This is a genomic window from Arthrobacter sp. MOO21, from assembly GCF_057369995.2.
The window spans coordinates 1,000,458-1,025,446 of the sequence record NZ_CM170671.2; the positions used below are offsets into that span (position 1 = coordinate 1,000,458).

Genomic DNA, 24,989 nt, shown 5'->3' on the forward strand with positions numbered 1-24,989 from the left:
GGATGAGGCGCCCGCGCTAGGCGTACACCCGCTCCAGGAAGCCGCCCCACGCTTTGGCCGTGGTTTCGGAGTCGCCGGCTCCGCTGAAGTCGTGCACCGTCATTCCCACCGGGGCACCGAAGGCGTTCCGGCCGAAGAACCGGAACAGCGCGTCAGGGGTGCGGATGCCCAGGAAGTGTTCATTCGAGAAATCGACGTCACCCACGAGCCGGCCCACACCGTCGAGCTCCACGTCCACGGCCGACCCCCGCCCGGCCGACTCGACGCCAAGTGCCCTGCGCAACCGCGCGAAGCCATCGGAAGCCTGCGATGTGGCGGGAGCCTGGATATCGGTGAAGACCACGGGGCGGCCGTCGAAGTACTGCAGGTACTGGCCCAGTGTGTGCAGGTAGAACTCAGTGTGCCAGGCTGGCACCGTCATACTGCTGGTCCCAGTTGTCCGCGAAGATGCCGCTGTGGACGTAGTGCAGCCGGGCGCGGCCGCCGTCGAGCGGTTCCAGGACATGCTCCAGCTGGTTGAACCAGCCGTCCGGCCCCTCCATCCGGGAGACCAGGTGGGTGGGGTACTCGTTGACGGTCCTGACGTCGGGCCACTGGTCGGTGGGAAACATCCAGGCCGGCGTTCCGTTGGTGACGGCTTCCCACACACGCTCCGGCGTGCCGGGAAGTTCTGTGTCGTAAACAATTTCGAAGTTGCGCTTGTCAGTCATTGCCGTGCTCCTTGCGTGTGTCAGTTTCCTTGGCTGCCTTGGTTTCCTTGGAGGCGCCGTTTTCTTTGAGTGCAGGGTGCAGCGCCACCACCAGGCGGTGCCGCCGGCCACCCGCGGACGCGCCGCCGTCGTGGTACTTGTCCACCAGCCGCGTGACCTCCACGCCCAGTTCCTCCGCAAAGGCGGCACGGTCAGCCGCGCTGCGGAAGGTGATGTCGCCGTCGATCGCGAAGGTGGCAAGTTTTTGCCGGGCGGCCGCGGCGCCGGTGATCAGCTTGCCCATCTCCTGCACCATCCTTCCCGCCAGCGCCAGCAGCCAGAAGGCCGAGAAGCGGTCGGAAAAGCGGTGCGGATCCGGCGAAACGGCGGCCAGGGCCGTGGGCGAGATCAGGTACGACGCGGCACTGGCCTGCAGGACCCGTTCGGTGACGTTGCCCTTGCGCCGCTCCTCCACCAGCTCCACCAGTCCGTGCCGCTCCAGCGCCTTGAGGTGGTAGTTCACCTTCTGCCGGGGCAGGCCCACCCGGACCGCCAGCTGTGTGGCGGATCCCGGCTGGACCAGCTCCCGGAGGATGGCGGTGCGGATCGGGTCCAGCGACGCCTCCGCCGCTGCGGGATCTTCGATGACTGCTATGTCCTGCATGCCTCCAGCATGCCAACCGACAACTTTTTTTGTCAAGAACTTTTTTATCGTCGGTTTTGGCGCGATTGACCGGGATCCAGGGCGGCCCACGTGGCGCCGCCGGTAGAATGGACCGGTGATGCAATCCCCCCTTCCCGTGCGCGACGGCGTGAACGCCACCCGCCTGCGGCTTCCGGAGGAGGGCCCGTGGGACACCGCAATGGACTACATGATGCACCGCTGGGGGCACATTGACCCGCAGGGCATCGAGGACAGGTTCAACGCCGGCGAGATTGTCGGCGAAGGCGGCGTACCCCTGAGCCGGCACACCAGGCTCGAGGACCACACCTTCATCTGGTACTACCGCACCCTGCCCCCGGAGACCCGGCTGCCGGTGGAGATCAGCATCCTGCACCAGGACGAACACCTGCTGGTGGTGGACAAGCCGCACTTCCTGCCTACCACTCCCGGCGGCACCTACATCCAGGAATCGGCCTTGGTCCGCCTGCGGAACCAACTGGACCTGCCGGACCTGATCCCCATGCACCGCCTGGACCGGATGACCGCCGGAGTGCTGCTCTTTTCCACCAATCCGCAGACCCGCGGCAAGTACCAGGTGCTGTTCGAGAAGCGCCAGGTGCAGAAGGAATACGAGTGCGTGTCCGCGGCCGAGCCCGCGCCGGGGCACGCCGCCGTCGAGTTCCCCGTGGTGGTCCGGAACCGGATGACCAAGTCGCGCAGCTACCTCCTCGCCGAGGTCGTGGACGGCGAGCCGAACGCGGAAACCAGGATCGAACAGTTGGAAACGTTCGACGCCGGCACGTCCTTGGATGCCGCGGCCACCACCCAGCGTCTTGCCAGGTACCGGCTGGAGCCGCACACCGGCAAGACGCACCAGCTGCGGGTCCACATGGCCTCGCTGGGGCTGGGAATCCTGAACGACGCGTTCTACCCCGACCTGCTGGACAAGGCCCCGGACGACTACGCCAAACCGCTGCAGCTCCTGGCCCGCGGCATCCGGTTCGTGGATCCCGTGTCCGGCAAGCCAGTGGAATACCGCAGCGGCCTGGAACTCAGCGAAGCGGCCCGAGCACGTTCCTGAAGACCGCTTCCACCTCCGCGCGGAAGAGCACAAACTCCACCAGCTCCAGGCCATGCGCTGGATGGGATGCCTGGAACCCTGCCAGCGCGTCTCGGGCGGCTTCGGCCACAGCCGCCGCCGGCCACCCGTACGCTCCGGCGCCCACCGCAGGAAAGGCCAAGCCCTGCGCCCCCAGGTCCTCGGCCAGCCGCAGGCTTTCACTGAAGCAGGACACCAGGAGGGCGCGGTTGGTCTGGCCCGCGTGCCGGTTGGGGCCCACGGTATGGACCACCCAGCGTGCCGGCAGCCGGAAGGCCGGAGTTGCCACGGCGGCGCCCACTGGGAGCCCGTGCGGCAGGCCGCCGGCCCGGAGCTCCCGGCAGGCGGCCAGCAGCTCAGGACCGGCCGCCCGGTGCAGCGCCCCGTCCACTCCCCCGCCGCCGAGCAGCGAGGAATTTGCGGCGTTCACCACCGCGTCCACCCGCCGCTGGGTGATGTCGCCCTGCAGCACGGAAATCCGCATGCCGCCAGTTTCCCAAAGTGCGGTAATTTGTGGCAATGGACTTCGGCAGCGCTGACAGCTGGGGAGCCGCCCTCTATTTCTGGGTGATCCCGCTGGTCCTTGGCGATGCCATTTTTCCGCCCGTCCCGTCCGAGATGGTGGTGATCACCGGGGGTGCCCTGTCAGCGGACGGCAGGGCCAACGTGTTCCTGGTGCTCGTCCTGGCCGCACTTGCCTCGTGGATCGGCGACATGGTAGTGTTCCAGCTCTTCCGGCGGCGCCTGAGCCACCTGCTGGACCGCTGGAAGTGGGGCCGGCGGGTGCACAGCGGCATCCACGACGCGCTGGCCAAGGCCGGCCGGTCCTCCACCTACGGCACCATCATCGGGGCCAGGTTCATCCCGGGCGGACGGCTGGCGACGTCCGCCGCTTCCGGCATTGCCAACGTTTCGGTCCGCGGCTTCAGTTTGTGCGCCGGCCTCGGCGCAGTCCTGTGGGCCTGCTGGCTGGTGGGCCTGGGCTACTTCACCGGTTCGGCCACGAGGCTGCCGTTCTGGGCCAGCTCCCTCATCGGTGTCGCGCTCGGCCTGCTGATCGGCGGCGTCGTCGGCATCATCGTCACCCGGCGGCGCGGCGACCGGTCCCCGGTCGAGGAGACCGGGCAATGACCAAGCCAGACGCCCTCCAGGCTAGACGGGCAGCCACTTGCCGCGGCTGCGCCGCAGTACGCTCAGCGCACCGGTCAGCGCAACCCGTTCGACGGCGTCGCGCATCATCGCGGCCGATTCCCGCGCCTGCTGGTTCTCGCCGTTGTATTCGGTCGCCTCGACCAGGAAGCGCAGGTTCAGCTGCGGCACGCCCCCGGCGAGCTGCAGCTGGTGCGCCTCGACGTGGTGCCGGGTTCCGAGCACCTCCACGGCCGTCTCCATGACGGATTCGGGCGGATTTCCCGGCCGCAGCCCGGTGATCTTGAGTCGGGTCTGGAAGGAAGGCATGCCCTCCACCCTATCCAACCTGCGTGCTCTATCACTTGTGGTCCCTAAGAGCCTCTCTTAGGGACCACAAGTGATAGAGCAACTGGAGGGTTACCCGGTGTTGCGGAGGCCTGCCGCCACCCCGTTGACGGTGATGAGCATGGCCCGCTGGAGGCGCTCGTCGATTTCTGCCCCGCTGATGCTGTCCGCTTTTGCGGCCTCGCGGACACGGCGCAGCAGTTCCACCTGCAGGTAGCTGATGGGGTCCAGGTACTGGTCGCGGATCTCCAGGGAGCGCTTCAAGGTTGGCTGCGCGTCCAGGAGAATGTTCTCGCCTGTGAGCTTGCGCACCTCAGCCACCGTAAGCTCGTACTCCTCACGGATGGTGCGGAAGAGGTGGTGGAGCTCTTCGGGGACCAGAGTGGCCACGTAGTAGCCGGCGATGTCCATGTCCGTCTTGGCCAGCGTCATCTCCACGTTGGACAGCACGGAGCGGAAGAAATGCCAGTGGTCCATCATTTCCACCAGCTGCGCCGCGTTGCCGGCTTCCCTGGCGGCCTTGAGGCCAGACCCGACGCCGAACCAGCCTGGCACGATCTGGCGCGACTGGGTCCAGCCGAACACCCACGGGATGGCGCGGAGGCCGCCCAGCCCGGCACCGGAGTCCGGGCGCTTGGACGGGCGGGAGCCGATGTTGAGCGATCCCAGCTGTTCCACCGGAGTGGACGCCATGAAGTAGGCGGGCAGGTCCGGGTGGTCAACGAGCTTGCGGTAACGCTCGAACGCTGCGTCGGAGATCGTCTCCATGACGTGGCCGTAACGCTCGCGCTGGTCCTCGGAGGTACGGGGGTCCCGGTGCAGGGCGGACCCCTGCAACACCGCGGCCAGCGACAGCTCGAGGTTTTCGCGGGCGAGCTCGGGCAGCGAGTACTTGTCCGAGATGACCTCACCCTGCTCGGTGAACTTGATCTCGCCTTCGAGGACACCGTTGGGCTGGGCCAGGATGGCGTCGTAGGTGGGCCCGCCGCCGCGGCCCACGGAACCGCCGCGGCCGTGGAACAGCCGGACGCGGACGCCGTGCTTGGCGGCCACGTCCCGCAGCTTGCGCTGGGTCTTGTGGATCTCCCACTGGCTGGTCATCACGCCGGATTCCTTGTTGGAGTCCGAGTAGCCCAGCATGACTTCCTGGATGTCGCCACGCAGGCGGACCAGCTCCCGGTACGAGGGGTCGGACAACAGCTGGTCGATGATCTCGGCCGAGGCCCGCAGTTCCTCCACCGTCTCCAGCAGCGGCGCGAAACCGAGCTTCGCGTACGGCTTGTCGCCGAAGAGGTTCACGAGGCCGGCCTCGCGGGCCAGGACGGCCGCGGCCAGGACGTCGTCGGCGCCGCGGGTCATGGAGATGATGTAGGTCTCGATGACATCGGGGCCGTACATGCGCAGGGCGCGGCGGATTTCGCGGAAGACGTCGTACGTGCCGTCCGCGGCGCCGTCGAGCTTGATCGGGTGCCCGGAGAGCGGACGGCGGGAGGCGAGCTCTGAGCCCAGCACCTCGAAGCGCTCCTCGCGGCTCAGCTCCGCGTAGCGCAGCCCGGGGCCGCCGATCCGGTCCATCAGCTGGCCGACGGCGTCATGGTGGTGGTCTGCGTGCTCGCGGATGTCCAGGGTGGCCAGGTGGAGCCCGAAGGAGGCGATGGCGCGGCGCACGCGGGCCAGGGAGCCGTCAGCAGCCAAGGCCGCAGAGTGGTTGCGCAGCGACAGTTCCAGCAGGTGCAGGTCCGCCAAAAGTTCTTCAGTTCCGCTGTAGTCCCGGCCGTGCTCGTGGTTCGAGTTGGCCGCCACGCGCTTGCCGGTGTTGATGAGCTTGGCCTTGATGCAGGTGAGCTTCAGCCGGTAGGGCTCCTGGGCATTCAGCTCCAGGACGCGCTTGTCCAGGCCGGGCAGCTTCTTCAGGTCCTCGTCGATGGAGGTGAGCAGCGATTCGTCCGCACCGGCCAGGGCGGTGGAATTGGAGAGGATCGAAATCAGTTCGTCGATCATGCCGATGCTGATCCGGATGGCGCTTTGGTTCTGGATCTGCAGGATTTCGCGGGTCACGGCGGCGGTGACGTTCGGGTTGCCGTCGCGGTCACCGCCGATCCAGGAGCCAAACCGGATGGGAGCGTCCTTGGACGCGAGGGTGACACCGTGCTCGCCCAGGAGCTCGGAGAGTTCGGTCAGCATCTCCGGCATCGCGTCGGTGAGGATGCCGCCCAGGTAGTAGATGGCGTTCCGGGCCTCGTCCACGGGGGTGGGCCGGACCTGGCGCAGTTCGTCAGTCTGCCACATCTGGTCGATGATCTCGGCCAGCTGCCGGTCCTGCCGCCGCCGGGCGGTCGAACCCTCGGCGGTGGGGTGGGACAGGACGTCGGAGAGCTTGCGGATCTTGTCCAGGACGGACCGGCGGGATGCCTCGGTGGGGTGCGCCGTGAAGATGGGGCGCACGTCCAGCCCGTTGACCACTTCCTGCAGGACGTCGGGGCCGGCCTGGGCGGCGATCTCGGCCACGGTCTTGGCCAGCCAGCCGTCCTTTTCAGCGCGGGTACGCAGGCCCCGTACCCGATGCACCTGCTCGGCGGCGTTGGCCAGGTGGAAGTAGAACGCGAAGGCGCGGACCAGGTCGGTGGCCTGCTCGATCGGCAGGGAGCCCAGCAGCTCGCGGACCTGGGCGACGACGTCGTGGGCGCTCCACGGGCCGGTGGCATCCGCACCGCCGCGCGCCGCTTCCTTGGACTCCTTGGTCAGCAGGCGGACCTGCTCCACGAGGTCCAGGAGCTCGGGTCCGTGCTGCCGGACCAGGGATTCACCCAGCAGGGTGGACACGCGCCGGACATCCGCACGCAGTTCGGAGGCGAGATCGGTTTCGGGAGGTGTTGCAGTGTGAGCCATGGAAGCAATCTTTCGAGGGTTTCGGACTTGGCTCGTACACTGCGCTGGATACTGTGAGCCACGTTACTAGCTAAAGATGCTACCCCCGCGGCGGCGCCTCGTTCGAATCCGTCTCAAAAGATGTCACCCTGACGGAATGAACACGCGGCCCGCGCGGTTGTAGCCGGGGCATCCCGAACGGAAGGAACCATGGCCACCACCACAGACGCAAGGCTGGAGCGCTGGCAGCGCTTCCGCACCAACCGGGACAAAGCCCTGGCAGCCCGCCACGGCTGGCTGACCCTCACTTCCTTCCAGTGGCTGGAGGACGCCCCGGCCGCCGTCGACCTCGCCCCGGGATTGTGGTCAACCAACGGTACGACGGCGTTCCTCACCGCGGCGCCGGCGGATGGGCTCACGCTGGTGGAGACCGGGGAAACGGTGGACGGCACCGTGTCGGCGGCCCTGGCGGACGAAGAGTCCCTGATGTGGGTGCAGTTCGGCGGGCCGGCCGGGGACCAGGTGGTGGTGGAGCTGGCCATGCGCGCGGGCCGTTACGCCATCCGCACCCGAGACTCCGCTTCTCCCGTGCTGACCGGGTTTGACGGCGTTCCCACCTACCCTTACAACCCGGACTGGGAAGTCGAAGCCCGCTTCGAGCCGTACCCCGGGCCCGTGGACGTCCCCATCAGTACCGCCAACCCCCTGGTGGACGGGGTGCACCGCAGCGTGGGCGAGGTGGTTTTCCGGCTCCCCGGCAGCCCACACGAATTCCGGCTGCAGGCGGAGGAGGAGAAGCTCGGAGCCCTGACGGTCACGTTCCATGACGAGACCAACGGCGCTGCCCCGCCGGGACAAACAGCCGACTGGCGGAAACTCTCCACGCCGCGGCCGCGGCCGGACGGCACGGTGGTGCTGGACTTCAACCGGGCCATCAACTACCCCAGCGCCTTCACCCCCTACGGCACCTGCCCCATGCCGGTGAAGAACAACAGCCTGGACATCCGGGTGGAGGCCGGCGAAAAGGCGCCCTACCCCGCGTGATGGTCATGCCGCCAACACGGCTGCCGCCGGATGCAGCCCGCCGACCGGGGTTGCTACGGAATACCGGTCTTTCTGGCCGTGGCACGCTTTCTGGATAGCGCGCGTTTTCTGGACACTCCGCGCGTGCTCGACACAGCGCCGTGGAAAGGCTGCGGGCGCCCAGCGATGCGCGCCGATACCACCCTCCCCAATACCTGGACAGCAATGGGAGGTGGGACTTGTTCTGCCGCTGAAGGATGGCCGGCGTACCCCTGTTGATCCGGCCCGGGCAGTGCCGCTCCCGGTAACGGTGGTGCGGCGGATCGGTAGGTGTGTCCGGTGGGGGTGGTTGTGGTGACTGTGTGCCGCGGTCCGCGGACTGGTTTGGCGGTCCAGCCGGGGGTTTCCTTGGTGTGGTTGCAGGCTTCGCAGAGGCCCTGGCCGTTGCCGGCGGTGGTGGGTCCGCAGCCCTGCCAGGAGACGTTGTGGTCGTGGTGGCGGATGGGGGCGTCGCAGTACGGGGTGCGGCAGGTGTCGTCCCGGACCTGGAGGAAGCGCTTGAGCCCTGCCGGGAAGAGCCGGGCTTTGGAGTCCATCGCGACCAGTTCCAAGGTGCCGGGGGCGGTGTAGAGCCGGCGGAGGAAGAGATCCAGTTCCTGCACGCTGGCTTCACTCCTGCCGGCGTCGTCTGTGCCGCTCTTGCCTGTGCCGCTTCTGCCGGTGAGGGCGAGTTCGCGGGCTACCGTTGCGGGGATGGTGCCGTAGCCGGGGAGGCGTGCGGGTTCGGCGTCTGCCTGGAGGAGGGTGCGGTCGGTCATGACGAGCTGGATCTCCACCCCGGTGATCCCGCCGGGGGTGCCGGTGACGCGTTCAACCAGGGTGTCCGCCATGACCTGCCCCCGGGACCGGTCGCCCCCTGCCGACCGTGCGGTGTCCGCGTCCCGGGCCAGGGCGGCGTAGGTGGCGACGCCCTGGGCGACGGGCAGCAGGGCGGTGAGGTAGGTCAAGGTGTCAGGGGCCGGGCGCAGGCTCACGCACCGCTCGCCCACCGCCCGGGCCGCACGCTTCGCAACAGAGGCGGGGTCCCGCCGGTAGGCCGCCGCACGCACCGCGGCCACAATGGCGCGGTCGCCGGCGCCGTCGAGGGCGCCGGTGAGGGTTCCGGTGTCGGCGGCGAGCTCCTCGTCCACTGCGGCCCGGTCCTCGACAGACAGGCAGATGGTTTCCTTCACGATCAGCGTTGCCCGCCACTCATTCAACCGGCCGGCCCGAAAAGCGTCGAACGTGTGCGGCATCCCCGTGAGGGTTTCAGCCATGCCCAGCAGCCGGGAACCGCGGTCCGGTGACTCACGCCGCGCGAGCCCGATCTGCGCCGCCACCCCGGCGCCCTGCTCATCCACGGGCAGCCCGGCAGCGGCCTGCTCCCGCCGCTGCTGAAGATCAAACGCCACGGCAAGCCGCGCCTGCTGCGCCCCCGCCAGACACTTAAGATCCTCCAACCCCCGGCCCTGGTCCATCATCCCCGGACCATCGTCGGCGAGCGGCACGGCACGAAGCAGAGCCAGGACATCAGCAAGGGACGGAACACCAGACGAGGAGGCCGGCGCATTCCCGGCAGCCGAAATGCCAAGCGATGGCCGGGGTGCGCCAGCAACTGCAGTCAAGGTGGCCGGAACGACAGGCCCTGGCTGAACGGCGCAAGCAGCTAACGGCCCCTGAGGCTCCGCCTCAAGTGCTGCCGCCGTCCCCACAACCGCTTCCATAACCGAAGTCTTCCACCAGGCACTGACATCAGCAGCCGCCCACGAACTTATGTGGAAAACTTCCAAGGCCAGGCCGGGGTTAAGGCAACGCCAACGGACGGCGCCAAGCCTGTAAAAGCCAGCCACCCGCCGTCGTGCCTCCTCTAAGGCAGGTGCCTGCGTCCTCTAAGGCAGGTGCCTAGGCAATCGCGGAGACGCCCGTGATGGCGCGGCCCACGATGAGGGTGTTGACCTCGAAGGAGCCCTCGTAGGTGTAGATGGCCTCGGCGTCGGCGAAGATCTTGGCCATCCGGTAGTCGGTGACGATGCCGTTGCCGCCCAGGATCGACCGGCCCAGCGCCACGGTCTCGCGCATCCGCGCACTGATGTAGGACTTGGCCAGCGCCACCTTGGGCATGTCCGCGTCGCCCTGGTCCTGCAGCCGGGCCAGCCCGGCCATCATGCCCATGCTCGCCACCGCATTCCCCAGCATGGTCACCAACTGCTGCTGGATCAGCTGGAACGCCGCCAGCGGCAGGCCGAACTGGTGCCGTTCGACGGCGTACTGCCGTGCGACGTCGAACGCGGCCAGCTGCTGGCCCACGCCCTGCCAGGCGACCATAATGCGGGAGCTGCGGAGCAGCTCCTTGGTGTCCTCGAAGCTGCTGATCCCACTAAAGCGGTCCGCCTCGGCCACGCGGACGTCCTCGAACACGATGTCCGCGTTCTGGACCGTCCGCAGCGCGATCTTGTTCTCGATCCGGGTGCGCCTGACGCCGGGCAGCGCGGCGTCCACGATGAACCCCCGGACCGCCCCGTCCGCTTCGTCGCGCGCCCACACCAGCATGTAGTCGCAGAACGTCCCGTTGCCGATCCACCGCTTGGCGCCGTTCAGCACCCAGGCGTCGCCGCCGCTGTCCGCTTTCCCGGTCCTGGAGGAGATCCGCCGCGCCCGGGTTTCCATCCCGCCGGCGACGTCGGACCCGTGCAGGGGCTCGGTCAGGGCAAAGGCGCCGGTGATGCGCAGGTCCGAGGCGTCCGCCAGGAGCCGCTGCTTTTGGTCCTCGCTGCCGAAGTCGTACAGGGACTGGACGAACAGGTCATGGTGGACCAGGAAGAACGTGGCAATGGAGGTGTCCACCCGGGTCATTTCCGCGATGACCAGCCCGGCGAACAGGTTGCTGTACCCGCGCTGGGATGGCGTGCTCAATTCCAGCGCGGCCAGCTTGGGCAGGAGGTGCGCGGGGAACTCGGCGTTGTTCCACCAATCGCCGGCAAAGGGTGCGATCTCGGCGGCCAGGAAGTCCCGCAGCTGCGCGAGCTTGCGGCGTTCCGTGTCGTTGAGCAGGGATTCGACGGCGAAAAGGTCCGCTGAAGGCAGCTGTGACAGGTCCAAGCCGGTCATTTCGGCCCCATCCTGATGGCACCGTCCAGCCGGATGGTCTCGCCGTTAAGCATGGCGTTGTCCACGATGTGCGCCACCAGGTTGGCGTACTCCGCCGGCTTGCCCAGCCTGGAGGGGTGCGGAACCTGGGCACCCAGCGAGTCCTGGGCTTCCTGCGGCAGGCCCGCCATCATGGGTGTTTCGAAGATGCCCGGGGCGATGGTGACCACCCGCACCAGCGAGCGCGCCAGCTCACGGGCGATGGGCAGCGTCATGGCCGCCACCGCGCCCTTGGATGCGGAGTACGCGGGCTGGCCGATCTGCCCGTCGAACGCGGCCACGGAGGCCGTGTTGATGATGACGCCGCGTTCCGGGCCGCCGAGTTCGGTGGCCACCGGCTCGGTGGCCACCATGGCCTCAGCCGCCAGCCGCAGCACGTTGAACGTTCCCACCAGGTTGACCTGGATGACCCGGCTGAAGGTGTCCAGCGGCAGCACGCCTTCGCGTCCCAGCACCTTGCCGGGCGTGGCGATGCCGGCGCAGTTCACGACGATCCGCAGCGGTCCCAGCTCACTGGCGGTCGCGACGGCGGCCCGTACGTCCGCCTCGCTGGTTACGTCGGCGGGGGCAAAGACGGCGGACTGGCCGGTTTGGGCGCGGCCGTTGAGTTCATCCGCCACTGCCTGCCCGCCTGAGGAGGGAAGGTCCAGCAGCACCACGGAGGCGCCGTCGTCGAACAACCTCCGCGCCGTGGCGGCGCCCAGCCCGGAAGCACCCCCGGTGACAAGTGCCACGCTGCCTTTGCTGTCCATACATCCTCCTTGATGCGTGTCCCCCGGCTGCGGGCCAGCGGTATCAGTTAGTGAATGTTAACTGAAATCCCGCGTTCCCGCACGTGTCCGGCCTGGTTCACGACTGCTCCCGCCAATCGGCGGTGCGCGTGGTGGCCTGCGGCCCGCGGCTAGGGTGGACAGCATGAGCACCAGCAGCCCCGCTTTCGCCGACTGGCCCGACCGGGCCAACCACGCCGCGCAGTCCGTGACCGCCCTGTTCGGCCGGAAGCTGCTGTTCCTGCCCGGAACACACCTGGGCGCCGTGCTGTGGCAGGGAAAGCACCCGGCCGGGCAGGGCAAGCCTCCGGCGGGGCAGGAATCGGAACCGGGCGGCCGGCCGCAGGGTCGGTGGCTTGCCGCGCTGCGGCGCGCCAGGACGGCCGCGGGCCTCGTCCTCCCTTGGCACTACTGGTGGCAGGCGCACTACGTGGATTGCCTGGTGGACACCGGCCGGCGCGAACTGGGCGGCGGGGCCACCCCGGCAGCGCGGTTCAACGGCCCGCACCGCCCCAGCGCCGGGCGCCTGGCCTCGCGGCTGGTCACGGGCGTCCGGCTGCGCAATGCGCTGACGTTCGTGAACAACTACTACGACGACATGGCGTGGCTTGCCCTGGCCACCCTGCGGCTGGACCGGCTGGCGGAGGACACCCGGCGGCCGGGGCGCCGGCGCAACGCCGCCGTCCGCGCGGCACTGACCCTGCAATTCGATGCGGCGTGCACGGACGATCTGGGCGGCGGGACTTTCTGGAGCAAGAAGCGGGACTTCAAGAACACCCCGGCCACGGCTCCGGTGGCACTGTTCTATGCCCGCACCGGCCAGCAGGCCAAGGCCCAGGCGCTGCTGGACTGGCTGGACGCCACCCTCTTCAACGCCGGCCAGGGCCTTTACCTTGACGGTGTCCGGGTGGACCCGTCCGGCGGGACGCTGGTGGAGCGTGCCGTCTACACCTACAACCAGGGCCCCGTGCTGGGCGCGCTCCTGGAACTGGGCGGGGAAGCGAACCTGGCCCGGGCTGCGGCACTGGTGGAGGCGGTTGGCCGGAAACTGACCATCCCGGGCAGCCCAGTGCTCCGGTGCGAGGGATCGGGCGACGGCGGCCTGTTCACCGGGATCCTCTGCCGTTACCTTGCACTCGCGGCAGTCGACGGCCGGCTTCCCGACGCCACCCGGGCTGCCGCGGCCCGGCTCGTGACCGCCACCGCCGAGGCCTTCTGGTTGGGCCGCCGGGAGGTGGCTGCCGGCGAGGCGCGGCCCGCGTCCGCAGGCAGGAGCATTTTCTCCGTGCATGCAGCCCAACCGGCGGCCGAAACGTATCCGCCGGGTGCCGCCGTCGAACTCGCCACCCAGCTGCAGGCGTGGATGACGCTGGAAGCCGCGGCGAGGGTCAGCGCGGCCGCCCTTCCCTCGGACCCGGACCGCACCGCCTAGAAGCCAGGCCGTCTAGCGGATGCCGGCCAGCGGCGTCACCGCGCCGCCCCTGAGCCGCACCGGACCGTCGGCTTCCAACCGGACTCCCTTATCGCCGTCCGGGGGGAAGACGAGGGCCGTGAGCGACTGTCCGTCACCAAAGACCTCGACGGAGGAGCGGTCCACGTAGATGGTGAGGCGGACGGTGTCCCCGGAGGGCCGGACCTCCACGGACTGGGGCTGGCGGTAGGCAGCATCCACGGCGGGACTCCCCGGCTGTCCCTGGGCAGGGCGTCCGTGGGCGCCGGCTACCGCGTCGCCGTCCCGGGCCACGAATGCCCGGCCGGCCGTGAAGTCGTAACCGATGGTGGCGTAGGTGGCGCCCCCGCTTTGCAGGAGAAGCCTTGCCACGCCGGCGCCGTCGGCGGGCCGAACAAGTTCGACGTCGGCCTTGAACGCGCCGCTGTCCGGTACCGGGAGCGTCCGCCCGTCCCCGAGTCCGCCGCCGGGGATCTGCGCCGGCTCCCCTTCCAGCGATTGCAGCGAAGGGGTGGGCGCCGAGACCAGGGCGGGGCGGCCGCCGCGGGACTCCAGGCGAATGTCCCGAACTACGGAAGCCGCGCCGTACCAGTCCTTGGTGGGCAGCTGCCGGGCGTAGGCCCAGTTGTTCATCCAGCCGATGGCGTGCCGGGACGCCTTCCGCTGGCCGTCGGGCAGGCGCGGATCATCAAAGGTGACGGCGGCGTAGAAGTCCGCTCCGCCGTCGAGCCACTGGTGGCCGCCCCCGGGCGTGAACGACTTGCCATCGAAACTGCCGGTCCAGTACGCCAGGCCAGTGGTGCGGCCCTCTGTGGAGCCGTTGGCGCTGGCGGCCAGGACCCAGGTGCGTTTGGCGGGGTCGCCGTCGATATCCAACTGGAAGAAGTCGGGGCATTCCAAGATGCCGAGCCCGTCCTGCTGGAAGTCCGAAACATAGGTCCACTGTTTCAGGTCCGGGGACGTGTAGAAGCCGATCTTGTGCCCCTCGGCGAGCAGCATCAGCCACTGGTTGCTGGCGTCGTCGCGCACGATCCTGGGGTCCCGCCAGTGCTCGGCGCCGGGGTTCTCCATCACCGGGTTCTGCCCGTAGCTCTGGAAGCTGTAGCCCTGGTCCGTGGAGAAGAACAGCGACTGGCGCTGGACTCCGTCGTGCTGCTGGGTGAGGACCGCAATGACGGCTCCCTTGCCGAATCCGGCGGTCCCCTCCGTATCCACCACCGCTGACCCGGTTTCGATGTCGCCAAGGCCGTTGCGGAACTTGGGAATGGCCACGCCCTCGTTCTTCCAATGCACCAGGTCCGTGCTGGTGGCGTGGAACCACTCTGTGCCGTTCCCCTCCGGATAGTCGGCGTTGTAGAGGTAGTAGTAGTGCCACACACCGTCCAGGAGGAAGGGCCGCTGGGGATCGTTCATCCAGCGCTGGTCCGGGGTGAGGTGGTAGGCCGGCCGGTACCCGGACTCCTGCGCCGGGGCAGCCTCCGCCGGAGGAGCGGCGCTGGGTGTGCCGGTGCCGGGCCGGCTGTTGTCCTGGGCGGTGTTGTCGCGCGCGCTGTTTCCGGCGAGCAGCAGCGATGCGGCCACGGCCAGGGCGGCCACCGCGGCCAGCACGGCCCAGAGGAGGGGGCGGCGCCGGAGGGCGGCCAGGACTGTTCCGGAAGGTGTGGAGGGCATGGGATGTCGATCCGTCGCTGAACGCACAAGTGCCGTCCCCCGAGAGCAGGGAACGGCACCAGTGCAAGTGAACCGTCAATCTTACCGGCAGGGCCGTCCGGAGCCCAATCCGGAGCGTCATGTTAGCGGGGCACGCCCGGACCCGCCGGCCGCCTCTTCTGCGGATAAGGCGTCTCCCCCCGTGCCAGCATCTCCACGAACCCGGCGATCCGGCGCGCCCGGGTGGCCGCCTGCTTCGCCGAATTTGTCCGGTACACCAGGGAGAACAGGTTGGTTTTGGTGAGGACGTCGAACGTGGCCTGCGCTGCCGGGTTGGCAGCGATGGCGGCGGCGAGGTCCGGGGGGACTTCGACAGCGGCCTGCCCGCCATAGGCCGCGTCCCAGCGGCCGTCAGCCTTTGCCGCGGCTACCGCTGCCCTGCCGGCGTCGGTCATCTTCCCGGCTTCCTCAAGCCGGGCGACATGCCCCACGTTCCGCGCCGACCAGACGCTGCGGGAACGGCGGGGGGTCATCCGGACGAACATGCTCCCACTGTCGCGGCGCCGTCCCTGCCCGTCGATCCAGCCAAAGCACAGGGCCTCGTCCAGCGCCGCGGGGTAGTCGAGGCCGGTCACCGTACCGCCCTTCTTGCTCATCACCAGCCACACGCCGGGGCTGGTGGCGTGGTTCTCCTCCAGCCAGGCACGCCAGGCAGCGGCATCGGGCACCAGCAGTTCCTCGAGGTCATCGCCCATGGCCTAATTCTGCCCATGAAAAGGCGGGCCACAAGCCCCGTGTGCACCGGCGCATCAAGTGGCATCATGGCCATACGGCAGCACACCACCGAGCACAAGGACAACGCCATGCTCCGAGTCCGTCCCGTCCACTACACCTCCCGCACCGGGTCCTGGAAAGAACTCCTCACTGCGCTGGGCATGGTCCAGACAGAGGACGACGGCGGGCGGCAGGTTTTCGATTCCGCGTCCGGCCGCCTGGTGCTGCACCCCGAGCCTGCCGGATCCGGCCAGGACGGCCGGACCATCCTGGCGGTGGAGGTGGGCGACGTCGCTGAGTTCGCCCGCCGCACCAACCTGTCCGCCCAGGAGGATGGCGGTGCGAAGGACGGCATGCCACCGGCCGAGCTGGTCGCCGGCGACCATGGCGGCGCCTGCCGGATCAGCGCGCCGGACGGGTTCACGTTCATGGCCAGCAAGGCGGACCATTTCGCCCAGTGCGCCGACGCCGATCCCGCCCTGGCCGTCGTCGGCGTCTGGTACACGGCTGACCCGGACGCCGCGGCCCATACGCTGCTGCAGGTGGGCGCCCGCCCGCGCCCGGTTCCGGACAATGACGAGACCGCCGACTTCACTGCCAAGAACGGCGGCGTCCTCCTGGTGCGCCCGGCGTCGGGGCCGTCCCGCTCGGGCCTGGGCTTCGAGTACGGCGGTGCCTTGGAACCGTTGCGGGAGCGCCTCACGGCCGCCGGTTTCCCCGCCAGCCTCACCGAGGAGGCCTTTGGCAGCACCCTCCACGTGGCAAATCCGGACGCGCCCGTTCCCAACGCGCCCGCCACGGTCTGGATCTCCGAGCGGCGCCCCATGGGGTAGAAATTAACCATGAACGTGCGCACCCCTGACCCGAATCCCGGCTGGCTCTCTGAAGAAGACCTCTTTGAGGCCCGGGGGCGGCTGCCCATGGTGTACGTGGAGGCAGTGCCGGTCAGGCTTGACCCGCTGGGATACGTGAACGAGGTGGGCACGCTGCTGCAGGCGGACGCCGACGGCACCATGGTCCGGTCCCTCGTATCCGGCCGCGTCATCTACCGCGAAACCATCCGCGCCGCGCTGCTGCGGCACATGGAAAAAGACCTCGGCCCCCTGGCGTTCCCGCAGCTGCCGCTCAGCCCGGTGCCCTTCACGGTGGCCGAATACTTCCCCGCACCGTCTCAGACCGGGTTCACCGATGAACGGCAACACGCCGTGTCCCTGGCCTACATCATCCCCGTCACGGGCGAGTGCGAGCCCCGCCAGGACGCCCTGGAACTGACCTGGATGACCCCCGAGGAAGTCCTCAGCCCGGGCGTCCAGATGGAGTTTTCCGGCGGCCGCGGCGCCCTCATCCGGCAGGCCCTGGCGTTCGCGGGTGTGGGCTTCTGACATCCCCGCCGGGCCGTGGGGGTCCCCGGTTTTAGGCACCTGCCTTTGTAGACTGTAGGGCGGACCGCAAGAGAACTTAAGGACTCCCATGACCGAATCACCAGCCGCCAGGCACCACCGTGAACAGCAGGCTGGATCTCTGACCACCGGCAGCCACATCCTCCTTCCGGACGGCCGCCGTACCGCCGAAATCGACCAGGTGGAGCTTGAGCACGACGACTTCGGCTCCCCGGCCCTGGTCCTGGCGAGCCTTTCCGGCGGCGGAACGCTGCGGGTGGCCATCGGCACCTTGGTCACTGTCGTGGACGGGGCGCACGACGACGTCACCCAGCTTCCGCTGCCGGCCCCCCTTCCGGAGGCCGCCCCTCCCGCGGAAGCCGCACCCAACGACGGGCAGCAGGAGCAGCCCGGCGGCGGGACCGGTCCCATCGCGGTGGCGCCCGCCGTCGTCGTACCTCCCCTGCCTCCCGTTCCGCCCGCGGTGACCGGGCCCAGCGAGGAGGAACTGGCCCTCATCCCGGCGCCGAACGGCACCCCCGAATCCGTGGTGGAGGCTGCGGCCGAAGCCCACCCCGACGCAATGGGCGTGCTGCTCCTGGCCGACCGGCTCTCCAAGGGCGTCAACTTCAAATCCGGAAGCTGCCTGAAGGACCTCAGCGACCTCGCGCACGAGCTGTTCATCACGCTCAAGGACGCCGAAGGTGCGCTGTCCGTCGCGGACCTGATCACCGTCCTTCCCTATGACGGAAACCCCGGCCGGTGGACCTCCGTGGAGGCATCCCTTGCCCTGGCCAGCTACATCTGCCGGGAGGACGGCCAGGATGAACGCGCCGAGGTCTACGAGAAGCTCATCCGCACACCCGAAAACCAGGAGACGGACCCGTTCAAGGCACGGATGGCGGCCAAGGTCCGGCAGCGCTCGCTCAACGAGCCCAACCTGTACGACAAGGAAATCTTCCGCTCCATCGACAACTCCAACCACGACGCCGAGCGCGAATGGCGTCTGCTGCGGCTGGAGTCCCTGCTGTTCCTGCGCGCCCACGGCGGCTCGGAAACCATCGGAATGCCCGAACTGCAGCGGCGCATCAGCAACGAGCTGGAGGCCGTCCGCTCCTGAGCGTCGCCGCGGCCGGCGGACCGGGGAAATTCCCCCTACCCGGCGCTGTGTCCGGGGCGTACATTCGGGGCTATGACGAACAATCTCAGCGTAGTGATCAACGCCGACGCGCCGCAGGTCTGGACCATGCTGCGCGAACCGTCCAGGGTGGCCCAGTGGCACGGCTGGCAGGCCGAGGACCTGGAGTCCGAGATCAAGGAGATCTACTTCTCGGGCGACGTCCAGGAATCCGCGGACCACACCAGCCTCACCGTCCATGGCGGGGACACCTTCGAGCTTCATCCCGTGCCCGGCGGGACCCGGGTCAGCGTTACCCGCGGAGCCCTTGACCACGACTCCGAATGGGCCGCCTGGGACGAGGACATCACGCAGGGGTGGCTGACGTTCCTGCAGCAGCTCCGCTTCGCCCTGGAACGCCACCCGCACGGCAAGCGGCACACCTTGTTCCTGCACCTGCGGGACGGGAAGGGCTCGGCGATCGACAAGCTGGGGCTCTCCGACCTCCCGGCAGCGGGCGAGCCGTACCAGGTGCAGCTGGGGACCGGCGAGCAGATCAGTGGGAAGGTCTGGTTCCGGACCAGCCACCAGGTTGGCCTCACGGTGCACGACTATGCGGAGCATGGCGAGGGGCTGCTGGTGGTGGCCGACCATCCTGCCATCAAGAATGTCCGCGAGGAGGGTGATGGCTCCCTGGTCATCGCTTCGACGTATGACCTGGGCGCCGGCAGGCTCGAGGCGGTGCGTTCCGCCTGGGATTCCTGGCGGTCCGAAAACTACCCTGACTCGGATCCGGTGAGCTGAGGGCGGCGTCCTTGCTGGCGCCGCCGCGTTTGCTGGCACACTGGTAGGGTGCCCGCCGATCTTGCCACCACCCTGCCCGATACCCAGTCCCAGTTCTCCTTCACGGTAGGCACCCGCCTGGCCGATTCCTGCCCGCCGCCGGCCGCGCTGGTTGACGAAAACGGCGGGGAATTCCTGGGCCGCACCGGCACCATCACCACCCCGCACGGCGAGATCCGCACCCCGGCGTTTATCGCCGTCGGGACCAAGGCCACGGTGAAGGCTGTGCTCCCGGAATCCATGGCGGGCCTGGGCGCGCAGGCACTGCTGGCCAACGCCTACCACCTGTACCTGCAGCCGGGCCCGGACATCCTGGACGAGGCCGGGGGCCTGGGCGCCTTCATGAACTGGCCCGGGCCCACGTTCACGGACTCCGGCGGGTTCCAGGTGATGAGCCTGGGCTCAGGGTTCAAGAAGGTCATCGACATGAAATCCGTTGATGCCTCCGGCCCGGACGACGCCGTGGCCCCCGGCAAGGAGCGGCTGGCACACATCGACGACGACGGCGTCTGGTTCAAGTCGCACCTGAACGGTGACCGCCACCGCTTCTCCCCCGAAATCTCCATGCAGGTCCAGCACCAAATCGGTGCGGACATCATGTTCGCGTTCGACGAGCTCACCACGCTGCAGAACTCCCGCCGGTACCAGGAGGAGTCGCTGGAGCGGACGCGGCTGTGGGCGGAGCGGTGCATCGCGGAGCATTTCCGGCTGACCGGCGAGCGGGCGGGAAAGCCGTACCAGGCCCTGTTCGGCGTCATCCAGGGCGCCCAGTACGAGGACCTGCGCCGGAAGGCCTGCCGCGACCTCGGCGCCATGCCGTTCGACGGCTACGGCATCGGCGGGGCACTGGAAAAGGAAAACCTTGGCACCATCGTGCGCTGGTGCAACGAGGAACTCCCCGAGGACAAGCCACGGCACCTGCTCGGCATCTCCGAGCCGGACGACATCTTCACGGCCATCGAAAACGGGGCCGACACCTTCGACTGCGTCTCCCCCACCCGTGTGGCCCGCAACTCCGCCTTCTACACCCCCTACGGCCGGTTCAACCTCTCGGGCGCGAAGTACAAGCGCGATTTCGGGCCGCTGCAGGAAGGCTGCGACTGCTACACGTGCGCCAACTACTCGCGCGCCTACATCCACCACCTGTTCAAAGCCAAGGAGATGGTCTCCGCCACCCTGATTTCCATCCACAACGAGCGGTTCGTGGTGAAGATGGTGGACGACGCGCGGCTGGCGATCGAGTCCGGCAGGTTCTTTGATTTCAAGGCCGAGACCCTGGGCCGGTACTACTCCTAGGCGGTACCGCCAGGGCGCTCAGGTAGGGTGGCCCCATGCCCATCGAGATCCCTGCCGCAGAAGGCACCGCCGAGGCCCTGGTGGCCCGCCCGTCCACCGGAACCGGCCCATTCCCCGGCGTCATCCTCTATATGGACGCGTTCGGCCTGCGCCCCCGCATCCAGGAGATGGCCCAGCGCATCTCCGACTGGGGCTACGTGGTGCTGGCCCCGAACGTCTTCTACCGGGAAGGAACCGTGGCCGAACTCGCCCCTGCAGGGGGCATGTCCACCGAGGAAGGCCGGGAGGCGGCGGGCAAGGCTGCGTTCCCGCGCGTCGGCCGCCTGACACCGGACAAGGCGCTGCCGGACATCGACGCCTGGGTGGCCGCCCTGGCATCCCTCGACGGCGTGGCCCCCGGCCCGATCGGAACCACCGGCTACTGCATGGGCGCCAGGCTTGCTGTCCGCACCGCAACGTCCCACCCCGAAGTGGTGGCGGCATGCGGCGGCTTCCATGGCGGCGGACTCGCCACCGACACCCCGGACAGCCCGCACCTCAAGCTGGGCAACGCACGGGCCCGGTTCGTCTTCGGCCATGCCGACCACGACCGCAGCATGGGTCCCGATGCCGTCGCCCGGCTCGGCGAAGCGCTCAAGGACGCAGGGCTTGAGGCATCCAACGAGATCTACGCCGGGGCGCCGCACGGCTACACCATGGCGGACACCTCGGCCTTCCACCCCGAAGCCACCGAACGGCACTTCCACGAACTCCGGGCCCTGCTGGACGGGACGCTGAAGGACTGACCGGGCGGTCCGCCGTCGAACCCGCCGGAAAGCTGCGGGATCGCCGGAGCGTTCCGGCGATCCGGACGGTTTCCGGCGAGCTGGGGGGCCGCTCACGTTTTCCACATGACGACGGCGGCGCCTTCCGGAGCTGCCGCGGCGGCAGGATCCTGTCGGGATGACACCGCAACGACCAGTCCCGCTCCCCGCCCTTCCGGGGACCGGCAACCTGTGGCGGACGGGGCAATTGAACGAGATGGGCCTCAACGCCCGGGCCATCAAGGCCTTGGTGCTCCACGGAAAGCTGGTCCGCCTCCGCCACGGCTGCTACATCCGCGCTGAGCTGTGGGAGAAGCAGTCGGGCCCGGTCCGCAGCAGGCAGCTGATTCGCGCCCACGCGCACGGGACACTGACCACCTCAGCGGGCGGCTACGTGTACAGCCACACCTCGGCGGCCCGGCTGCACGGTTTGTATCTGTGGGACGTCGATGATCTGATCCACCTTCTGCTGCCGGGGAACCCTTCCAGCGAGCGGCTCGGCAAGGATGTCCGCGGCCATACCCGGCCGTGGACCGCACCGGAGGTGGTGACTCTCGGCGGACTGAGGGTGACGTCGCTGGAGCGGACGGTGATGGATTGCGCCATGATGCTGGGCTACCGGCAGGCACTGGTGCTGATGGACCACGCGCTCAGGCTCGGTGCAGACAAGGTCCTCATGGACAATATGGCCCAGGGCCTGCAAGGGTGCCGCGGGATCCGGACCCTTCGGCTGGCGCTCACCCACGCCGATCCGCGGTCGGAGTCAGCCGGTGAGACTCTCACCCGCGAACTCCTGGCACGGTTGAAACTTCCGCTGCCCGAACCCCAGGTCGCAGTGGCTACGCGTGCCGGCCGGTACCGGCTGGATTTCGCCTGGAAGGAGAAGCAGGTGGCCCTCGAATTCGACGGGAAAACCAAGTACTTCGACTACAGGCCGACGGCGGAGGCGCTGTTCCAGGAACGGCAGCGCGAAAATGCCCTCATCGAGGACGGGTGGACCTTTCTGCGCGTGAAATGGGCCGACCTGTTCCGCGAACACGAGTTCAAAGCCCGTGTCCTTGCAGCGCTCCGCCGGTAGCCATGCCCCGGCCGGAGCCCAAATCGCCGGAAAGCCACCAGGTCGCCGGTTTAATCCGGCGATCTGGCATCCTTCCGGCGTCCCGGGACGGGTAAGCCACAACGCACGACGCCGGGTGGCAGGATGGGTGCATGACTTCCGTTTCCCCTGAAGCAACGCTGCCCGCGGACGCCCCCGCAGTCGTCCTCACCATCGCAGGCTCCGAAGCCACCGGCGGCGCCGGCGCCCAGGCCGACCTGAAGACCTTCCAGGAACTCGGCGTCTTCGGCATCGCAAACCTCACGTGCATCGTCTCCTTCGACCCCAAGGACAGCTGGAACCACCGCTTCGTGCCGGTGGACCAGCAGGTGATTGCCGACCAGCTGGAAGCGACGACGGCGGCGTACGGTCCGGCGTCGGGCGCGCCTTCGGCTTTGGACACGGTGAAGATCGGCATGCTCGGCAGCCCGGCCACCATCAGCACGGTGGCCGGCGCCCTGCAGGAGAACAGCTTCGCCAACGTCGTCCTGGACCCGGTGCTGATCTGCAAGGGCCAGGAACCGGGCCACGCCCTGGACACCGACCAGGCCCTGAAGGCGCAGATCCTGCCCCTGGCCACGTTCGTCACGCCCAACCACTTCGAGGCGGAATCACTCTCCGGCCTGGAGATCACCGACGTCGAATCCCTCAAGGCCGCCGCCGTCCGCATCCATGAGCTCAGCGGCGCGGCAGTCCTCGCCAAGGGCGGGGTGCGGCTGGAAGGCCCGGACGCCGTCGACGTGTTCTACGACGGCGAAACCCTCGAAGTCCTGGCCGCGCCCAAGGTGGGCGAGGTGGCCGTCTCCGGCGCCGGCTGCTCGCTGGCCGCGGCCGTGACGGCGGAGCTCGCCAAGGGCGCCACCCCGCTTGAAGCTGCCCGGACCGCCAAGGACTTCGTCACCGCCGGCATCCGGAACCGCGTGGCCTCCGGTGCCCCGTTCGATGCCCTGTGGCAGGGCGGCGCGCGGTAACCCACCCAGCGTCCAGGAGGCTAGCTCCTGGGGATGTTGCGCAGGTTGCTGCGGGCCATGCTCACGGCCTCGCCGGCGCCGCGGTTGAGAACCACCTTGGACATGGCCGTGGCGAACCCGAGCACCTGCGAGCCGGAGACCTTCGGCGGGATGGACAGCGCCTTGGGGTCGGTGATCAGCTCCACCAGTGACGGGCCCGGGTGCGCGAAGGCCTGCCGGTACGCCGCCTCGATCTGGCGGGGATCGGTGATCCGCACGGAGTGGAAACCCAAGGCCTTCGCCACGGCGGCGTAGTTGGCGTCCGGCACATCCACGCCGAAGTCGGGCAGGCCATCCACCAGCATCTCCAGCTTCACCATGCCCAGGGTGGAGTTGTTGAACACCACCACGTTGACCGGCAGCTTATACGCGGCGGCGGTGATGAGCTCGCCCAGCAGCATGGACAGGCCGCCGTCGCCTGAGACCGAAACAACCTGCCGGCCCGGGTATGCCAGCTGGGCGCCGATGGCATGCGGGAGGGCATTGGCCATGGAGCCGTGCAGGAAGGAACCGATCAGCCGGCGGGTGCCCAGCGGATTGATGTAGCGCGCAGTCCAGACGTTGCACATGCCCGTGTCCGCGGTGAAGATCGCGTCCTCCGCGGCCACCTGGTCCAGCAGCGAGGCCGCGTACTCCGGATGGATGGGCTGCTTCGTCTCCACCTTGCGGGTGTAGGCGCCTACGGACTTGTTCATCAGCCGGTCGTGCTTCTTCAGCATCTGGTCCAGGAAGCGGCGGCTCTTCTTGGGTTTCACCAGCGGCAGCAGCGCGCGCAGGGTGGGCAGCACGTCGCCATGGACGGCGATGTCCACGTCGGTCCGCCGCCCCAGCCGCTGCGCCGCCCGGTCCACCTGCGCGGTGCGGGTGTCCGGCAGGAACTGGTCGTACGGGAAGTCGGTGCCCAGCAGGACCAGCAGGTCCGCATCCTCGATTCCCTCCGCGGCGGCACCGTAGCCCAGCAGGCCGGTCATGCCGATGTCGAAGGGGTTGTCGTACTGGACGAAGTCCTTGCCGCGCAGTGAGTGGCCCACCGGCGCTTTGGCCAGCTCGGCGAGCGCCATCAGTTCCCGGTGCGCACCCTGCACGCCGGCCCCGGCAAAAATGGCCACCTTGCCGGCGTCGTTGATGGCATCGGCCAGCGCCCGGACGCTGGCATGGTCGGGGACCAAAGCGGCGGGCCGGAAGGTTGCGGGGAGCGGGGTGGGCGCAGTGGCCTCCAGCCCGGCGATGTCACCGGGAAGGGTGACGACGGCGACTCCCCCGAGTCCCAGCGCGTGCTGGATGGCGCTGTGCATCACGCGTGGTGCCTGCTCCGCGGTGCTGACCAGTTCCGAATACACCGAGCATTCGTTGAAGAGCCGGTCCGGGTGGGTTTCCTGGAAGAAGCTGCTGCCGATCTGCTTGCTCGGGATGTGCGAGGCGATGGCCAGCACGGGCGCACCGGAACGGTTGGCGTCGTAGAGGCCGTTGATCAGGTGCAGGTTGCCGGGGCCGCAGGAGCCCGCGCAAACAGCCAGCTTGCCGGTGAGCTGGGCTTCGGCGGCCGCGGCGAACGCGGCGGCTTCCTCATGGCGGACATGGATCCAGTCGATGCCGCCCTTGGCCGAGCCTCCCGTTTGCCGGACAGCGTCCACGATCGGGTTGAGGCTGTCCCCCACGATCCCGTAGATCCGCTGCACGCCGGCAGCCTGGAGTTGTTCGATGAGCTGGGTGGCAAGTTCCTTGGCCATGGGTGCAGACTCCCGCGTTTGTGGTGGTGTTCTGACATGGCCCAATATAGTCCGCGCATCCCGGAC

22 protein-coding genes and 1 pseudogene are annotated in these 24,989 nt (G+C 68.7%); 12 read left to right on the forward strand and 11 right to left on the reverse strand.

Annotation, left to right across the window (positions count from 1 at the left end; translation table 11 throughout):
* Positions 1–16: 16 nt before the first annotated feature.
* Together AC2JAJ_RS04500 and AC2JAJ_RS04505 are read right to left on the reverse strand one after the other, a co-directional pair.
* A pseudogene (locus AC2JAJ_RS04500) lies at positions 17–710 on the reverse strand (SRPBCC family protein).
* The gene (locus tag AC2JAJ_RS04505; protein WP_486414126.1) at positions 703–1,353 is read right to left on the reverse strand and encodes a helix-turn-helix domain-containing protein; all 651 of its coding nucleotides are present in this window, start codon (positions 1,351–1,353) and stop codon (positions 703–705) included. The pseudogene AC2JAJ_RS04500 and the gene AC2JAJ_RS04505 overlap by 8 nt, the downstream one beginning before the upstream one ends.
* Positions 1,354–1,471: 118 nt before the next feature.
* Between AC2JAJ_RS04505 and AC2JAJ_RS04510 the strand changes: the two genes are divergently transcribed.
* Positions 1,472–2,434 (forward strand): pseudouridine synthase, encoded by a 963-nt coding sequence (locus AC2JAJ_RS04510; protein ID WP_501053473.1) that lies wholly within the window; start codon positions 1,472–1,474, stop codon positions 2,432–2,434.
* Here AC2JAJ_RS04510 and AC2JAJ_RS04515 read toward each other — a convergent pair.
* A complete protein-coding gene (locus AC2JAJ_RS04515; RefSeq protein ID WP_473695157.1) occupies positions 2,406–2,936 on the reverse strand; it encodes an O-acetyl-ADP-ribose deacetylase in 531 nt (176 codons plus the stop codon). The genes AC2JAJ_RS04510 and AC2JAJ_RS04515 overlap by 29 nt on opposite strands.
* Positions 2,937–2,971: 35 nt before the next feature.
* Here AC2JAJ_RS04515 and AC2JAJ_RS04520 point away from each other — a divergent pair, with 35 nt between their 5' ends.
* On the forward strand, positions 2,972–3,583 hold the full coding sequence (locus AC2JAJ_RS04520) for a DedA family protein (protein ID WP_221385485.1): 612 nt from the start codon (positions 2,972–2,974) through the stop codon (positions 3,581–3,583).
* A gap of 21 nt (positions 3,584–3,604) precedes the next feature.
* Here the strand turns inward: AC2JAJ_RS04520 and AC2JAJ_RS04525 are convergent, their stop codons facing one another.
* Both AC2JAJ_RS04525 and ppc read right to left on the reverse strand, forming a co-directional pair.
* On the reverse strand, positions 3,605–3,910 hold the full coding sequence (locus AC2JAJ_RS04525) for a hypothetical protein (RefSeq protein WP_486414125.1): 306 nt from the start codon (positions 3,908–3,910) through the stop codon (positions 3,605–3,607).
* A 90-nt stretch (positions 3,911–4,000) separates the two neighbouring features.
* Positions 4,001–6,817, reverse strand: coding sequence for a phosphoenolpyruvate carboxylase (gene ppc / locus AC2JAJ_RS04530; protein WP_486414124.1), 2,817 nt, complete (start codon positions 6,815–6,817; stop codon positions 4,001–4,003).
* 189 nt (positions 6,818–7,006) lie between these two features.
* On the opposite strand from ppc, the gene AC2JAJ_RS04535 reads away from it, so the two are divergent.
* The gene (locus tag AC2JAJ_RS04535; RefSeq protein ID WP_486414123.1) at positions 7,007–7,840 is read left to right on the forward strand and encodes a DUF1684 domain-containing protein; all 834 of its coding nucleotides are present in this window, start codon (positions 7,007–7,009) and stop codon (positions 7,838–7,840) included.
* A 53-nt stretch (positions 7,841–7,893) separates the two neighbouring features.
* Here the strand turns inward: AC2JAJ_RS04535 and AC2JAJ_RS04540 are convergent, their stop codons facing one another.
* The 3 genes from AC2JAJ_RS04540 to AC2JAJ_RS04550 form a co-directional block, all read right to left on the reverse strand.
* Positions 7,894–9,339: an HNH endonuclease gene (locus AC2JAJ_RS04540; RefSeq protein ID WP_486416741.1), complete on the reverse strand. Its 1,446-nt coding sequence runs from the start codon at positions 9,337–9,339 to the stop codon at positions 7,894–7,896.
* Positions 9,340–9,760: 421 nt separating this feature from the next.
* Positions 9,761–10,966, reverse strand: coding sequence for an acyl-CoA dehydrogenase family protein (locus tag AC2JAJ_RS04545; RefSeq protein WP_501053385.1), 1,206 nt, complete (start codon positions 10,964–10,966; stop codon positions 9,761–9,763).
* Entirely contained in the window at positions 10,963–11,757 is a 795-nt protein-coding gene (locus AC2JAJ_RS04550) for a 3-hydroxyacyl-CoA dehydrogenase (RefSeq protein WP_221385479.1), read from the reverse strand. The genes AC2JAJ_RS04545 and AC2JAJ_RS04550 overlap by 4 nt, the downstream gene beginning before the upstream one ends.
* A 163-nt stretch (positions 11,758–11,920) precedes the next feature.
* Here AC2JAJ_RS04550 and AC2JAJ_RS04555 point away from each other — a divergent pair, with 163 nt between their 5' ends.
* Positions 11,921–13,207, forward strand: a complete 1,287-nt coding sequence (locus tag AC2JAJ_RS04555; RefSeq protein ID WP_501053386.1) for a glycoside hydrolase family 76 protein — start codon at positions 11,921–11,923, stop codon at positions 13,205–13,207.
* A gap of 12 nt (positions 13,208–13,219) precedes the next feature.
* Here the strand turns inward: AC2JAJ_RS04555 and AC2JAJ_RS04560 are convergent, their stop codons facing one another.
* Both AC2JAJ_RS04560 and AC2JAJ_RS04565 read right to left on the reverse strand, forming a co-directional pair.
* Complete coding sequence (locus AC2JAJ_RS04560) at positions 13,220–14,896, reverse strand: glycoside hydrolase family 32 protein (protein WP_486414121.1); 1,677 nt, start codon at positions 14,894–14,896, stop codon at positions 13,220–13,222.
* 122 nt (positions 14,897–15,018) lie between these two features.
* Positions 15,019–15,630: a YdeI/OmpD-associated family protein gene (locus tag AC2JAJ_RS04565; RefSeq protein ID WP_486414120.1), complete on the reverse strand. Its 612-nt coding sequence runs from the start codon at positions 15,628–15,630 to the stop codon at positions 15,019–15,021.
* Between the two features lie 108 nt (positions 15,631–15,738).
* Between AC2JAJ_RS04565 and AC2JAJ_RS04570 the strand changes: the two genes are divergently transcribed.
* The 8 genes from AC2JAJ_RS04570 (at position 15,739) to AC2JAJ_RS04605 (ending at position 23,154) form a co-directional block, all read left to right on the forward strand.
* Positions 15,739–16,482, forward strand: coding sequence for a VOC family protein (locus AC2JAJ_RS04570; protein ID WP_221385612.1), 744 nt, complete (start codon positions 15,739–15,741; stop codon positions 16,480–16,482).
* Positions 16,483–16,491: 9 nt separating this feature from the next.
* Positions 16,492–17,031 (forward strand): NUDIX hydrolase family protein, encoded by a 540-nt coding sequence (locus AC2JAJ_RS04575; protein ID WP_221385475.1) that lies wholly within the window; start codon positions 16,492–16,494, stop codon positions 17,029–17,031.
* Between the two features lie 88 nt (positions 17,032–17,119).
* Positions 17,120–18,148, forward strand: coding sequence for a DUF6707 family protein (locus AC2JAJ_RS04580; protein WP_486414119.1), 1,029 nt, complete (start codon positions 17,120–17,122; stop codon positions 18,146–18,148).
* 72 nt (positions 18,149–18,220) lie between these two features.
* Complete coding sequence (locus AC2JAJ_RS04585) at positions 18,221–18,949, forward strand: SRPBCC family protein (protein ID WP_221385473.1); 729 nt, start codon at positions 18,221–18,223, stop codon at positions 18,947–18,949.
* Between the two features lie 48 nt (positions 18,950–18,997).
* On the forward strand, positions 18,998–20,284 hold the full coding sequence (gene tgt / locus AC2JAJ_RS04590; protein WP_486414118.1) for a tRNA guanosine(34) transglycosylase Tgt: 1,287 nt from the start codon (positions 18,998–19,000) through the stop codon (positions 20,282–20,284).
* A 35-nt stretch (positions 20,285–20,319) separates the two neighbouring features.
* Positions 20,320–21,069, forward strand: a complete 750-nt coding sequence (locus AC2JAJ_RS04595) for a dienelactone hydrolase family protein (RefSeq protein ID WP_486414117.1) — start codon at positions 20,320–20,322, stop codon at positions 21,067–21,069.
* 157 nt (positions 21,070–21,226) lie between these two features.
* Entirely contained in the window at positions 21,227–22,165 is a 939-nt protein-coding gene (locus tag AC2JAJ_RS04600; RefSeq protein WP_486414116.1) for a type IV toxin-antitoxin system AbiEi family antitoxin domain-containing protein, read from the forward strand.
* Between the two features lie 131 nt (positions 22,166–22,296).
* Positions 22,297–23,154 carry a hydroxymethylpyrimidine/phosphomethylpyrimidine kinase gene (locus AC2JAJ_RS04605; protein WP_486414115.1) on the forward strand — a complete coding sequence of 286 codons (858 nt, stop codon included), beginning with the start codon at positions 22,297–22,299 and terminating at the stop codon, positions 23,152–23,154.
* A gap of 20 nt (positions 23,155–23,174) precedes the next feature.
* On the opposite strand, the gene AC2JAJ_RS04610 is transcribed toward AC2JAJ_RS04605, so the two are convergent.
* The gene (locus AC2JAJ_RS04610) at positions 23,175–24,923 is read right to left on the reverse strand and encodes a pyruvate dehydrogenase (RefSeq protein ID WP_501053387.1); all 1,749 of its coding nucleotides are present in this window, start codon (positions 24,921–24,923) and stop codon (positions 23,175–23,177) included.
* Between the last annotated feature and the right edge of the window lie 66 nt (positions 24,924–24,989).

What these genes read in the sequence shown, in the direction of transcription:
- AC2JAJ_RS04505 (WP_486414126.1), bottom strand. Translation starts at nt 1,353, where the DNA reads ATGCAGGACATAGCAGTCATCGAAGATCCCGCAGCGGCGGAGGCGTCG.
- AC2JAJ_RS04510 (WP_501053473.1), top strand. Translation starts at nt 1,472, where the DNA reads ATGCAATCCCCCCTTCCCGTGCGCGACGGCGTGAACGCCACCCGCCTG.
- AC2JAJ_RS04515 (WP_473695157.1), bottom strand. Translation starts at nt 2,936, where the DNA reads ATGCGGATTTCCGTGCTGCAGGGCGACATCACCCAGCGGCGGGTGGAC.
- AC2JAJ_RS04520 (WP_221385485.1), top strand. Translation starts at nt 2,972, where the DNA reads ATGGACTTCGGCAGCGCTGACAGCTGGGGAGCCGCCCTCTATTTCTGG.
- AC2JAJ_RS04525 (WP_486414125.1), bottom strand. Translation starts at nt 3,910, where the DNA reads ATGCCTTCCTTCCAGACCCGACTCAAGATCACCGGGCTGCGGCCGGGA.
- ppc (WP_486414124.1), bottom strand. Translation starts at nt 6,817, where the DNA reads ATGGCTCACACTGCAACACCTCCCGAAACCGATCTCGCCTCCGAACTG.
- AC2JAJ_RS04535 (WP_486414123.1), top strand. Translation starts at nt 7,007, where the DNA reads ATGGCCACCACCACAGACGCAAGGCTGGAGCGCTGGCAGCGCTTCCGC.
- AC2JAJ_RS04540 (WP_486416741.1), bottom strand. Translation starts at nt 9,339, where the DNA reads ATGATGGACCAGGGCCGGGGGTTGGAGGATCTTAAGTGTCTGGCGGGG.
- AC2JAJ_RS04545 (WP_501053385.1), bottom strand. Translation starts at nt 10,966, where the DNA reads ATGACCGGCTTGGACCTGTCACAGCTGCCTTCAGCGGACCTTTTCGCC.
- AC2JAJ_RS04550 (WP_221385479.1), bottom strand. Translation starts at nt 11,757, where the DNA reads ATGGACAGCAAAGGCAGCGTGGCACTTGTCACCGGGGGTGCTTCCGGG.
- AC2JAJ_RS04555 (WP_501053386.1), top strand. Translation starts at nt 11,921, where the DNA reads ATGAGCACCAGCAGCCCCGCTTTCGCCGACTGGCCCGACCGGGCCAAC.
- AC2JAJ_RS04560 (WP_486414121.1), bottom strand. Translation starts at nt 14,896, where the DNA reads ATGCCCTCCACACCTTCCGGAACAGTCCTGGCCGCCCTCCGGCGCCGC.
- AC2JAJ_RS04565 (WP_486414120.1), bottom strand. Translation starts at nt 15,630, where the DNA reads ATGGGCGATGACCTCGAGGAACTGCTGGTGCCCGATGCCGCTGCCTGG.
- AC2JAJ_RS04570 (WP_221385612.1), top strand. Translation starts at nt 15,739, where the DNA reads ATGCTCCGAGTCCGTCCCGTCCACTACACCTCCCGCACCGGGTCCTGG.
- AC2JAJ_RS04575 (WP_221385475.1), top strand. Translation starts at nt 16,492, where the DNA reads ATGAACGTGCGCACCCCTGACCCGAATCCCGGCTGGCTCTCTGAAGAA.
- AC2JAJ_RS04580 (WP_486414119.1), top strand. Translation starts at nt 17,120, where the DNA reads ATGACCGAATCACCAGCCGCCAGGCACCACCGTGAACAGCAGGCTGGA.
- AC2JAJ_RS04585 (WP_221385473.1), top strand. Translation starts at nt 18,221, where the DNA reads ATGACGAACAATCTCAGCGTAGTGATCAACGCCGACGCGCCGCAGGTC.
- AC2JAJ_RS04595 (WP_486414117.1), top strand. Translation starts at nt 20,320, where the DNA reads ATGCCCATCGAGATCCCTGCCGCAGAAGGCACCGCCGAGGCCCTGGTG.
- AC2JAJ_RS04600 (WP_486414116.1), top strand. Translation starts at nt 21,227, where the DNA reads ATGACACCGCAACGACCAGTCCCGCTCCCCGCCCTTCCGGGGACCGGC.
- AC2JAJ_RS04605 (WP_486414115.1), top strand. Translation starts at nt 22,297, where the DNA reads ATGACTTCCGTTTCCCCTGAAGCAACGCTGCCCGCGGACGCCCCCGCA.
- AC2JAJ_RS04610 (WP_501053387.1), bottom strand. Translation starts at nt 24,923, where the DNA reads ATGGCCAAGGAACTTGCCACCCAGCTCATCGAACAACTCCAGGCTGCC.